We start from the raw sequence: 13,173 nt of genomic DNA, 5'->3' as shown, positions 1-13,173 counted from the left end.
TTAAGAAAATAAATGAGAATGAATTTCAAAAACAAATCAGCATTGGTCATCGCCATGATGTCTATGCTAACGATATCAATTTCTTCCTGTAAAAAAGATTTTTTCGAGCTGGAAGACCGTAATGGAATGGATTCCAGAATCTGGGATAATGAAGGGTCTATTCAATTTTTGTTAAACGATACCTATGACGTGGTGATGCCCGATTATCCATATGAGGTAGCTGCCGACAATGTGATATACGCTAGTGATGAAGATAAATATTCCTCATCCGAATCAATTATGCGTAAAGCTATTGGTGTAAATGGAACACTTACATCAAATGATGTAAAATTTATTGCCACGAAATATCAGGGCAATAAGGGAGATAACCGCTATTTCGACATTGCACGTTGCAACACGGCATTGGCTGAAATTCCAAAAGGTACGCTTTCTCAGCTTTCGAAAGATAAGCTGCGGGGACAATTTTTCTCTTTGAGGGCATTAACTTATTTTCAGTTAGTGAGGTTGTATGGTGGGGTGCCATTGGTGCTAACGCCTCAAAATCCAGATAATATTACGCTGTCGGGCCGTGCTAAAGCTAGTGAATGTTTTCAGGCCATAGTTAATGATCTGGATTCGGCAATGAAATTATTAAATGGTGTTACCTGGGCAGATGCAACTGAACGTGGGAAGTTTACCCGTCAGGCTGCGGCAGCATTAAAAGCCAGGGTACTGTTATACTGGGCAAGTCCTCAATTTAACCCTACAACAATAGCTGCACATCCTTTTGATCAGTCGAGATGGCAAAAAGCATATGATGCCAGTAAAGAAGCTTACGATATCTGCAAGGCTGCGGGAGCATCCTTATTGCCAAATTATGGCGATATTTTCCTGAAAGAAGGCACGGCGAATCCTGAGGCTATTATTGTAAGGTCTTATTCGGCAAAACTGGCAAAAAGAGGACAGAACGTAGAACAAAAGAGCCGGCCAACGGAAGAGGGTGGTAACGCATCTGCGTTCAATCCAACATTGCAGCTGGTAAACGCCTATACAATGAAAGATGGTGTGCCAGTTGGGCAAACGAGTTCCTTTACTTATGATCCTGTATTATTCTGGGTAAACCGCGATCCTCGTCTGGATGCGACGATAGCGTATAACGGGAGCACCTGGAAACTAAGCGGGGCCGCAACCAGACGGCAATGGTGCTATACCGGCGGCGTGACAGAAGCATCACCTCAGGGCTTTTATCTTAAGAAATTTTGTGATCCTGATCTGGCAAAAGGATCAGTAGCTTATGCAAATGATTATGGGGGCAATGGTCTGGATTGGGTTGAACTTCGCTTTGCTGAAGTGATTATGAATTATGCAGAATGTGCCAATGAAATCGGAAACCTGCAAGAGGCAAAAGATTTGGTTAAGTTAATCAGGGTGAGGGCCGGAATTTTACCTGGGACAAAAAACTATGGTTTGGACTTAGCGACGACTAAAGAGCAAATGCGGACATTAATTATGAATGAACGTATGGTGGAATTCTGTTTTGAAGGGAAAAGATCATTTGATTTAAGAAGAATGCGTCAGTATCATTTGTTATCAGGTAATATGCAAACCATTCAATGGACGGTGAAGACAACTGCCTTAAAAACTGAATTGGAGACAGTGGGTACTAACGGTATAAGGTTTAGGGAAAGTATTAATATCAACGATAGGACAACCTTTGATAAATATTTTTCAACTACGAATGTAAATCAGGGCGCAACAGGATTTGGAGCTTTGGATACCTATTATTTCTTTGGTTTGCCATCAACCTTTATGAATTCCAGTCCACTACTCGATCAAACCATTGGGTGGGATGGAGGAACATTTGATCCTTTGTAATGCGCTCACTAATCATTAAATAAAGTCAAAATGAAAAGAAATTTAAAATACATAGGCCTGTTTTTTATGGCTGCGCTTCTTTTTGCCGGATGTAAAAAAGAAACGGAAAATATCTTCAACATGTTCTCTGATGTAACCGTTACCTATACTGCCAACAGTAAGTATGCGGTAACTGATTATAAAGATGTAAATGTTGGCGATAGTGTATATTTAGAATATACCATTGAATCGGCAAAAACAGATATGTACGTGGCCTGTATCTTTGAAACGTCGTCGGCTATTCCTACAAAAGTTACTTTGGAACCTTCTCAAAGAAGAAAGGCAACAGGAATTGTAAAGCTTAAAATGGATACCAGGGTAGGTAAGATTTCTTACCGGATCTGGGCACTGGATAAGGGTGGTATATATTTAGGGGATGGATATAAAACCATCACTTTAAATGTGTTACCTGATTACAAGTATTGGGCTTCAAGGGAATTCTTTATTCCCGATTCCGTCGGCAAAAACTCCAATTCCTTTATTTCGCTAACCGATGGACAGTTATATTCATATAACAACGGTAAAGATAATACAAGCAAAATCGATCTGGGTCTTTACCGTACACCGGGTACCGGAACAACAAGTGCGAACAGCTATTTATATAATGTATATGCCTTGGATGCCAATCCTATGCCATTTACAGCATACGATTTCAGCACATGGGCCAATAAGCGTGCAACATTAGTTGCGGCACCTAAAACTGGACAAGCTTCAACCTTTACCGCATTACGGACGGGGGCACAGATCATTACCGCAGGAAAAAGCGCAAAACCTAATGTTAAATCGATTACTACGGGGCTGGTAGCTGGTAGCTTGTTTTATTTTTTGACCCCGGAAGGGAAGTACGGTGCATTTTATGTCAATTCAATTTCAAGCACAAATTCCACAAGAGGATTGTTCATGAATGTTGACATCAAGATTCAAAATTAATCGTTTTTACAAGTCGAAAAGGAGACATTTTAAAATGTCTCCTTTTTTTGTTTATAGCGGTTTTTGATCAATTGGTTTTCTGAAGAAAATAGCAGCAAAAATCTATACGTTGTTCGGGAGTTGTTCGGGAAGTATTCGGAAAAACACCCCACTTATTCGGGGAATGTTCGGCGGGGCTTCGGGAAAGCATGCGGAATGCTTCGGGAAAGCTTTGGCTATCCTCCGGGAAAACTGCGAGAAAAGTGCCGGAGGTGTTCGGGAAATATTCGGGTGCTGATCGGGTTTCAGTAAAACACCAGCCGAAGCTTACCCGAAGTTTTCCCGACCTTTTCCAGTAGTTAATACAAGCTTGAGTAAAACAATTAATGAATAATCTCCGAATAATTTAATAAAAGCTGATGCTTAATCAAGGCTGAGCGGAAGGTTCTGAAATTAAAATTAAGATTCCCGCAAGGAACACCGTCGCGAGTTTACCAATATTAGCAGTACTAATAGTTGTTGTGGTGTCTTTAGAGAACTGCTTTAAGTCGTCTACTCCCAGCTATATATTGACAATAAAAATATTTTAACATTTTTTTATTCAAGAATATTTCATTTATATATGAATTTATTTCTATATTGTAATGAAATTAAAAATGTTAAAATAACGTTTATTATTGTTGATGATAATAAGCTATAAAATAGCTCCTTGTAAAACGTTTATTTTAGTTTTTTAATTGAAAATTAAAGTATAATTATACTTTCTAACCAAAATATAGATTTAAACAAAAACGAAGAAATGAGCCATTTTTATCAAAACTGCTTTGTGGTTTTTCGCCAGATTTTATCCGAGTAAATTTCTTTTGTTGATTATGGGTACTTGAAGATGGAGTTTAAATTGAATCTATTTTTTTAGACAAGAGCAACCGGAAACAGATAATTTTTACCGAAAAAAATTGCTGTAAACAAACAGCATAAATACTAACCAAATAATAAATATGAACTTAAAATTTTTACGCAAACTTTCGTTGTCTTTGCTGCTAATGCTGCTGGCGAGTACAATTCTATTTGCTCAGGATCGGAAGATTACGGGTAAGGTAGTCGATCAGTCTGATGGAACCGGTATTCCCGGTGTAAATGTCAGTCTGAAAGGTTTTCCAAGTAATGTGAGTACAAATGCTGACGGGGTTTATACCATTCAGGTTAAATCTAACACAGATGTATTGGTGTTTTCTTACATTGGTTATACAAGGCAGCAAATTTCGGTCGGAACACAAACAACGATTAATGTAAAGCTGGTATCAGATAATAAAAATTTAGATGATGTGGTGGTTGTTGGTTACGGAACGCAGAAAAAAATCTCTTTAACCGGTTCTGTTTCATCGCCAGATTTAAAAACAGTTGAAGATATTCCGGCATTAAATATCACTGCCGCTTTAAAAGGTACCACCCCTGGTTTAAGTGTATCTGGTGGAGCACAACGACCTGGACAGGGTACTACCATTACGATTCGTAACCCGGTTGTGTTTGCTAAAGATGGTGGTCAAGGAACCAACCCTTTATTTGTTATTGATGATATTATCAGAACACAGACGGATTTTGATAACCTTGATATTAATGAGGTAGAAAGTGTAACGCTATTAAAAGATGCTGAAGCAGCTATTTTTGGTATTCAAGGTGCGAATGGGGTAGTAATGATCAGAACAAAAAAAGGTAAAATTGGTGCCCCGAAATTTAATATTAGTAATTCATTAGGAGTTTCTACAGCGACCATTATGCCTAAGATGATGAATTCTACTCAGTTGGCAACTTTTTCAAATGATTATACAAATGCATCTGCTTATATGCAGACTGTTCCTGGGGTACCTGTTGATAAATTTATCAATGCAGATGGTTATTTAGTAACTGCTGGCGTGCCGGCTAATTCAAGAACAGCTGCATGGTACACCCCAGATGAGCTTGATTATTTTTCTACTCATAGTCATAATTATTTTGATGATGCTTTCGGACCTGCATATGTTTGGCGTACTGCAGCGAATATCAGTGGTGGTACTGATAAAGTAACCTACTTTATTGGTGGAGACTTTGTAAATCAGAATAGTAACTTTAAAGGAATAAATTCTCATAAATATGGCTTAAGGGCTAGTGTTGAAGCGAAACCAGCAAAAGGTTTAGTAACTTCATTATCATTGAATACCAATATTGGCTACACAAGAAGTTACTGGTATAAATTGACAAGTACATCAGAGAATTTAGATAATGATGCGGCTTCTTTACAAAATGTTCAGCCTTGGCAAGAGTATTTTATCAATGGCAACCCTGTTGTAATTGGTGGTAGTAATACGGGGGGTAACGATAACATTAACTTTTTCCAAATACAAAATTCCAATAACTATACGGGAGGTACTAATACTTCTACAAATATTTTAGCCAAAGTTTCTTACGAAATTCCTGCAATCAAGGGTTTATCTGCTACTGCTACTTTTAATAAGAATTTAAATGCTGCGAATAATAAGCAGTTTGGTACTACATTCGTATATTATAAATACGCGGGCTTAGGTGCAAATAGTCATATTCCTGGCGGCGCATTAACAGGAACTTTTAACGTTTTGAATGGTGATAAAGTTCGTTTAACACCAACTTTTGCTGATAGTTATCAGATTAACGGCGGATTGACATATAACCGTACTTTCGGCAAACATAGCATATCTGCTTTGGCCTTGTTTGAGCAGCGTGAACAATACAGCGAGGCCGTAAATGCTGAAGCAACTGGTCTTGTTGCAGGAGCTTTAGATTATCAATCGTTTGCTGTGGGGACTTCAAGTTCTAACCAGTCATCGGCAGTAAGTCTTTTCGGATTTCAATCAATTATCTCACGCTTGAACTACGATTACGATCAAAAATATTTATTTCAAGCTATCTTTAGAAGAGACGGTAGTTCAAGATTTGCGCCTGGTAAAAACTGGGGTAATTTTCCAGCAGCATCTTTTGGCTGGGTAGCTTCAAGAGAATCTTTTATTGCTGATAACTTTAAATGGTTGGATATGTTGAAATTCAGGGCTTCATTTGGTTTATCAGGTGTTGATAATACCAAAGCATATCAGTATCTGGCCAATTACAATCTTGGTACTGGAAGTGCAGGTGGAGCTGTTTTTAATGGTAATGATAACAGGACCATTGCCATTAAGCCAAACTTAGCAATCCCTAACCCTGATGTTACCTGGAATAAAGAGCTAAAAACCTCTTATGGAGTAGATATGGCTTTCCTGAAAAATCGTTTAGCATTTACAGGTGAATATTACTGGAACCACGGTACAGACATTTTAACATCATTAAGTTCTTCTGTTCCGGCAACTATTGGTGCTTCAACACCAACTGAAAACTATACAAATGCCAATACCTTTGGTTGGGAATTTTCAGTTACCTGGAGAGATAAAATTGGTAAAGACTTTACCTATAGCTTTAGTCCTTTCTACACTTGGATGGATAATAAAATGCTGAAAGTTGATCAATCTGCTGCTATCGTAGGTACGGTAGAAGATGTTACAGGTCGTTCATCAGATTTAGGTGTTTTTGGTTATAAATCTTTAGGTATTATTAGAACACAAGCAGATGCAGATGCGATTATAGCACAGCGAGCAGCAGCAGCTGGTGGTGCAGCTAATGTTAAGATATTTGGACAAGCTGTTCAACCAGGTATGATTAACTATGAAGATGTTAATGGTGATGGTGTAATTAGTACTGATAAAAAAGATCAATACTTCATTAAAGACAGACAAAGTAACCATAATGCGTTGGGTTTAAACTGGAGTGTGGGTTATAAAGGATTGGTTTTGAACGTAATCATGGGAATGTCGTGGGGTGGTTGGACAAGTATGGATGGTTTAAAACCTGCTAACCAATCAAGTGCTGCAACGGGAGCATCAATATATGATAATAGGGCTGTTTACTGGGTTGATCACTGGACACCGACAAATACCAATGCTGCTTATCCAAACCCATATTTTAGAACCAATTTCGAGGTAACATCTGATTTCTGGTTGGTAAAGGCTACTAGCTTTAACATTACAAGTTTAAATTTAAGCTATAATGTGCCAACTAAAATTGCCAATAAAATTGGTATGTCTAGTTTAAGATTATTTACTGTGGCTACTAATCCGGTTCAGTTTATTAATCCATTCCCGGAAAAATACAGAGATTTACAAACAGCTTTATATAGTTATCCAACCCTTAAAACATGGTCGTTTGGATTAAATGTTGGCTTCTAATTGATATATAAAATGAAAAAGATATTCATCATAACCGCATTAAGTTTAGCTGTTTTATCGCTAACGAATTGCAAAAAAGTTCTTGAAAAATCGGATGTAGGAAATTTTACTGCAGAGCAGGTATTTAATGACTCTACAACTGTTAAATTAAATGTTGATTATTTATATAGTCAAAATCAGCCAGGTTGGTTTGGTACAACAGGAGGTTCGATTCACTCTGCCGGTACTTATAACCTTACTGAAGAAAGCCAGGGTAGTAACGTATTTGTTTTAGGTACAGCAACAATAGAAAGTGTAACCGATTTAGGTGTTGCTAATACAACAGGTAACAGTTATGGGAAAATCCGTACAATTAATACCTTTTTAAGGGACATAAACGCAGGTACATTAGATATTGCAGTTAAGCGCAGATTTGCAGCTCAGGCTTATTTCTGGAGAGCTTACAGATATTTTGAGCTTGCTAAATTATATGGAGGAGTACCATTAATCCTGGTGCCACTTAATGCTGTTGGTGATGAAGCTAAACAACTGGCCTTAACACCGCGTGCAAAAACGAGCGAAGTATTTGCTCAAATTAAAAGTGATTTGGATTCGTGCGTAAAGTATTTACCAGCTAAATGGCCAAAGCAAGCTGATTATGGTCGGATTACTTCTGGTGCTGCTGCAGCTTTTCTTGGACGGGTATTATTAACTTATGCTAGTCCTCAGTTCAATCCTAATAACGATGCTACAAGATGGCAAGCTGCCTACGATGCAAGTAAAACTGCGGTAACGCTTTTGTCGGCTAACGGTTATGGTTTATACGCTAAATATGATTATACGATGTGGACTACAGAGGGCGGAACATCTAGCGGTGCACCAAATAATCCAGAAGCCGTGTTGGTAACAGGCTATAATACATCTTCTGTTGATAATAATGCAAATAACAATACTTTTGATAATGGCGCCAGACCAAGGTCGGTTTCGGGTAGTGGTTCATACACACCTAGTTATGAAATGAGTTTGGCTTTCCCTATGCTTGACGGAAAACCAGCTACGGGTACCGGAGCATCAACAAAATATCCTTATTCGTTAGCTACATTTTATAAAAACAGAGACCCAAGATTTAACGCTACTATTGCTTATAATGGTACTACCTGGGGTAGTGTAATGAATGGTACAAGGTTATGGACCTATTACTACTACAGCGCTTCATCAGGAACAACCAATAAAACTACCGAAGCTACAGCTGCAAGTAATACTGGTTTTTATTTAAGAAAAGGTGTAGATGAAACAAAAGCGTCGCCAAGTACTTTCATGGGGACTGACTGGATAGAAATCAGATATGCAGAAGTATTATTGAATTTAGCTGAAGCTGCGGCTGAACTGAATAAAGTAGGTATAGCTGATGAACCCTATGTTAACTTAATCGCCATTAGGAAAAGAGCAGGATTGGAAGCAGGAAGTGATGGTTTGTATGGTTTAACAGCAAGTATGTCTAAAACAGATTTGGTGAATGCAATAATGAAGGAAAGACAGATAGAATTTGCTTTCGAAGGCAAAAGATTCTTTGATTTAAGAAGAAGAAAATTATTGGAATCTACATTGAATGGTACTAAAAGAAATGCAATTGTTATTCAGTTAAACAGAAGTGGCACATTAGCAACTGATTACATTGCTTCTACAAGAGAAGCTTCAGCCTCAACATCGCTTGATGCTTTGTATGCATCAAGTTTTACAATATCACTAAAAGCTTTAGACAATCAAAATATCGCATTCCAGGCTGGTAACTATTTTTATGGCATACCAACCGCTGCAATTAATAATAATATAAATCTCTTGCAGAATAATACCTGGGGTGGTCCATTCGATCCATTGCAATAAATTTTAGTTATAATAACATCTGAAAATTAATAACGCTCATCTGTATATTTGGTTTAAAGGAAGCAATTTATTTGCTTCCTTTTTTTTATTTAAGAATGTTACATTTATATATGAAAAATATTCTTACCTTGGATCATAGATTTCAAACAGAGAAATTTGAAACAAAATAGCATACCTAACCAAATTTAATAACCAAAGAATACCCGGAAGTAGCCAGATGATAAATTGCAGATAATCTGCTGCAAAAAGTGCATAGCTATTTCTTCAGCTTCTTTAACGAGCAAAACACACATGAAAAAGAACTTTTTAAATCTGCTGTTTTCAGCAGCATTAATGCTCTCCGCCGGTTCAGCTTCTGCACAGTATCCAAAAATTCCTGCCGATGTTCAGAGGACATCAGATTCATTGATGAAAGCGGCAACGCTTCACTCCAATATTGCATGGGAAAAGGCCAAGCCAATTATTGAACAAGAGGCTAAGCAAGGGAAACCTTATATTCCATGGGCGGCTAGACCAAATGACTTACTGCAATCGGAATTGTTAGCCTTTCCAGGTGCTGAAGGTGGGGGAGCCTATAGTTTTGGTGGCCGTGGCGGAAGAGTGATTGTGGTTAAAAATTTAAACGATAGCGGGCCGGGTTCGTTGCGTGATGCCTGCGAGCAGGGAGGCGCAAGAATAGTAGTATTTAATGTTGCCGGTATTATCAGGTTAAAAACGCCATTAATTATCCGTGCACCATATATTACCATTGCCGGACAAACGGCGCCTGGTGATGGTGTTTGCGTAGCAGGTGAATCGGTATGGTTAAATACCCATGATGTGATTGTCCGTTTTATGCGTTTCAGAAGAGGTGAGACTTTCGTAGGCCGTCGTGATGATGCCATTGGTGGAAATCCGGTTGGGAATATCATGATTGATCACGTCTCGGCAAGCTGGGGCCTGGATGAAAATATGTCGATGTACCGCCATATGTATAACGACAGTACAGGTAAGGTAGAAGAGAAACTAGGAACCGTTAATATCACCATCCAGAACTCTATTTTTTCTGAAGCATTGGATTACTGGAACCATGCCTTTGGTTCGACATTAGGCGGCGAGAATTGTGCTTTTGTAAGAAATTTATGGGCAGATAATGGTGCCCGTAACCCATCTATTGGATGGAATGGCATTTTCAATTTCGCCAATAATGTGGTATTTAACTGGAACAACCGCTCCACAGATGGCGGAGATTATACTGCCCAATACAACATCATTAATAACTATTATAAACCAGGTCCGGTTACCGATTTAAAAGATCCGATTTCTTATCGCATTTTAAAACCAGAATCTGGCCGTAGTAAATTGCCTTATGTGGTGTTTGGAAGAGCTTATGTAAACGGAAATATTATAGAAGGAAACGATAAGGTAACCAAAGACAACTGGGACGGTGGTGTTCAGGTAGAGGATAAAAAAGGAAGTCTGATGTCGTTTGAAAAAGCATCTCCATACTTTGCAGCGATGAAGGCAAATAAACCTTTTCCAATGCCTAAAATTTCTATTATTCCAACTTTACAGGCTAAAGATTATGTGTTGGCGAATGTTGGTGCAACCTTACCTAAGCGGGATCCGGTTGATACACGCGTAATTAAACAGGTCACAACTGGTAAAATTGAAGTTCATCCTGATGCTAAACCTTCGGCATTTCAATTTGAGCACCGCAGGTTGCCAGGCGATTCTTACAAACAGGGAATCATTACCGAAATTTCACAGGTAGGCGGTTACCCAGAGTATAAAGGAACGCCATACAAAGATTCGGATGATGACGGTATGCCTGATGCTTACGAGCTAAAAAATGGTTTAAATCCTAAAGATCCTTCTGATGCGATGAAAATCACTAAAAGTGGTTATTCGAACATCGAAGTTTATTTGAATAGTGTGGTTCCGGTTGCTATTGTTAAGCCTAACTAATATGAAAAGGTTTATTATTATGGCCTCCCTGTTTTCGGGAATAATGGCTTCAAGTCCTGTTTTTGCTCAGTATCCGGTTATTCCGGAAGCAATGGAAAAGAAAGCGGATTCACTTCTAAAAAGTATTGAAGAGAAATCCGAACTACAGTTTTTGAAAGTGAAACCGATTGTTGACGAGGAGGCGAAACACGGAAAGCCTTATATTCCATGGGCAGCGAAACCAGGCGATTTACCACAGTCAAAAATGGTAGCCTTTCCAGGCGCCGAAGGTGGTGGTGCTTATTCATTTGGTGGTCGTGGAGGTAAAGTATATGTGGTGAGCAGTTTAGCCGATGAGGGAAAAGGTACTTTGCGTGAGGCATGCGAGCAGGGTGGGGCGAGGATCATTGTTTTCAATGTTTCCGGAATCATCAGGTTGAAAACACCGCTGATTATCCGTGCGCCGTATATTACGATTGCCGGACAGAGTGCACCTGGTGATGGTGTTTGTATTGCCGGCGAATCGGTATGGATTAATACGCATGACGTCGTGATCCGCTACATGCGTTTCCGCCGTGGCGAAACTGATGTAACCCGAAGAGATGACGCTATCGGAGGAAATCCTGTAGGGAATATCATGATTGATCATGTATCGGCGAGCTGGGGATTAGATGAAAACATGTCGATTTACAGACATGTATATGATCCGAAAGATGGTTCGAAACCTGAAAAGTTACCGACTGTAAATGTAACCATCCAGAACTCTATTTTTTCGGAGGCTTTAGATACTTATAACCATGCTTTTGGCAGTACTATTGGTGGCTTAAACTCTACGTTTATGCGCAACCTTTGGGCTTCCAACATCAGCCGTAATCCATCTGTTGGAATGTATGGCGATTTTGGTTTTGCAAATAATGTAATTTTCAACTGGTGGAACCGAAGTGCCGATGGAGGTGATAATGCTTCTTTTTACAGCTTCATTAACAACTACTACAAACCAGGACCGATCACACCTGCAGGTGAACCTATTTCTTATCGTATTTTAAAGCCGGAATCTGGAAGAGATAAAAGATTCAGCAATGAGTTTGGTCGTGCGTATGTAACAGGAAACATCATTGAAGGTAATGAAAAGGTAACTAAAAATAACTGGGAGGGTGGTGTTCAGCCGGAAAGCAAACGTGATAAACAGAAGCTACTGGATTCAATCAGGACTGATAAGCCATTGCCAATGGCGAAGATTTCCATTATCGATACCAAAAAAGCTTATGATTATGTGCTAGCCAATGCAGGTGCTTCTTTGCCTGTTCGCGATGCTGTAGATCTACGGATCATTAAGCAGGTGTCTACCGGGAAAATTGAACATGTGGAAGATGGAAAATTACCTGCAAAACAAAGTTATGTAAAGCGCAGACTTCCTGCCGATTCTTATAAACAAGGGATTATCTCTGATATTGCTCAGGTTGGCGGTTATCCGGAATATAAAGGAAAACCTTATGTAGACACAGATCATGATGGTATTCCGGATGCATGGGAGACTAAAAACGGATTGAATCCTAAGGACGCCAGTGATGCTGCAAAAATTTCTAAATCAGGATATGCAAATATTGAGGTATATTTAAATAGCCTGGTTGATGTGGGAACAGTGAAGCCTTAATGAACTTGTCATTCTGAAAGCAGTGAAGAATCTGTAAGATAGGAGAATGAAATTTTAATAACAGCACAGTCATTGATGGCGGTGCATTAGTAAGACCAGAAGTAAAAAGGAACAGATGCTTCGTACCTCAGCATGACAAACTGCTAACTGTCATTCTGAACGCAGCGAAGAACCTGTAAGTGATGAAAAGAAAACTTAAATAATGAGATGGATCATAATTACTTTGTTTACATCCTTACAAATAAGAATAAAACAGTCTTATACACTGGAGTTACAAATGATTTGGAGATCAGACTGAAACAACACATAGAAAATAAAGACAATAAAACGGCATTCACTTATAAGTATAACTGTTATTATCTGGTCTTCTTTGAGCGACATCAGTTTATTGAACATGCCATTGAAAGAGAAAAAGAAATAAAAGGCTGGAAGAGACAAAAGAAAAATGATCTGATCGCAATTGAGAATCCTGATTGGAGATTTTTGAATGATGAAATAGTTGAAAATTAGATACTTAATGTCATTCTGAGCGTTGCGAAGACCGCGAAGCAGCTACGAAGTAAATCTGTAAGCGATGAGAATGAAATTTTAATAACAGCACAGTCATTAATGGCGGTGCATTAGCAAGACCAGAAGTAAAAAAGAAACAGATGCTTCGTT

At 38.7% G+C, this 13,173-nt stretch carries 6 protein-coding genes and 1 pseudogene; all 7 read left to right on the top strand.

Going from position 1 to position 13,173, the window contains the following annotated elements; all coding sequences use genetic code 11:
- The first annotated feature begins 18 nt into the window (after positions 1-18).
- Positions 19-1,854, top strand: coding sequence for a RagB/SusD family nutrient uptake outer membrane protein (locus R2R71_RS03750; protein WP_316829907.1), 1,836 nt, complete (start codon positions 19-21; stop codon positions 1,852-1,854).
- 30 nt (positions 1,855-1,884) lie between these two features.
- A complete protein-coding gene (locus tag R2R71_RS03745) occupies positions 1,885-2,823 on the top strand; it encodes a hypothetical protein (RefSeq protein ID WP_316829906.1) in 939 nt (312 codons plus the stop codon).
- 977 nt (positions 2,824-3,800) lie between these two features.
- Positions 3,801-7,070, top strand: a complete 3,270-nt coding sequence (locus R2R71_RS03740; protein ID WP_316829905.1) for a SusC/RagA family TonB-linked outer membrane protein — start codon at positions 3,801-3,803, stop codon at positions 7,068-7,070.
- Positions 7,071-7,082: 12 nt separating this feature from the next.
- A complete protein-coding gene (locus tag R2R71_RS03735) occupies positions 7,083-8,933 on the top strand; it encodes a RagB/SusD family nutrient uptake outer membrane protein (RefSeq protein ID WP_316829904.1) in 1,851 nt (616 codons plus the stop codon).
- A gap of 291 nt (positions 8,934-9,224) precedes the next feature.
- Positions 9,225-10,880, top strand: coding sequence for a polysaccharide lyase (locus R2R71_RS03730; RefSeq protein ID WP_316829903.1), 1,656 nt, complete (start codon positions 9,225-9,227; stop codon positions 10,878-10,880).
- A 1-nt stretch (position 10,881) separates the two neighbouring features.
- Positions 10,882-12,513, top strand: coding sequence for a polysaccharide lyase (locus R2R71_RS03725; RefSeq protein WP_316829902.1), 1,632 nt, complete (start codon positions 10,882-10,884; stop codon positions 12,511-12,513).
- 201 nt (positions 12,514-12,714) lie between these two features.
- Positions 12,715-13,023, top strand: a pseudogene (locus tag R2R71_RS03720) (GIY-YIG nuclease family protein); the annotation flags it as partial.
- Positions 13,024-13,173 lie beyond the last annotated feature (150 nt).

Source organism: Pedobacter aquatilis (assembly GCF_032678405.1).
Classification (GTDB): Bacteria; Bacteroidota; Bacteroidia; order Sphingobacteriales; family Sphingobacteriaceae; genus Pedobacter; species Pedobacter aquatilis_A.
Note: the sequence above shows the minus strand (reverse complement) of the source record. Positions and strands in the feature narration are given on the sequence as shown.

Excerpts from the sequence above, each read along its gene's own strand:
- R2R71_RS03750 (WP_316829907.1), top strand. The coding sequence starts at position 19 with ATGAATTTCAAAAACAAATCAGCATTGGTCATCGCCATGATGTCTATG.
- R2R71_RS03745 (WP_316829906.1), top strand. The coding sequence starts at position 1,885 with ATGAAAAGAAATTTAAAATACATAGGCCTGTTTTTTATGGCTGCGCTT.
- R2R71_RS03740 (WP_316829905.1), top strand. The coding sequence starts at position 3,801 with ATGAACTTAAAATTTTTACGCAAACTTTCGTTGTCTTTGCTGCTAATG.
- R2R71_RS03735 (WP_316829904.1), top strand. The coding sequence starts at position 7,083 with ATGAAAAAGATATTCATCATAACCGCATTAAGTTTAGCTGTTTTATCG.
- R2R71_RS03730 (WP_316829903.1), top strand. The coding sequence starts at position 9,225 with ATGAAAAAGAACTTTTTAAATCTGCTGTTTTCAGCAGCATTAATGCTC.
- R2R71_RS03725 (WP_316829902.1), top strand. The coding sequence starts at position 10,882 with ATGAAAAGGTTTATTATTATGGCCTCCCTGTTTTCGGGAATAATGGCT.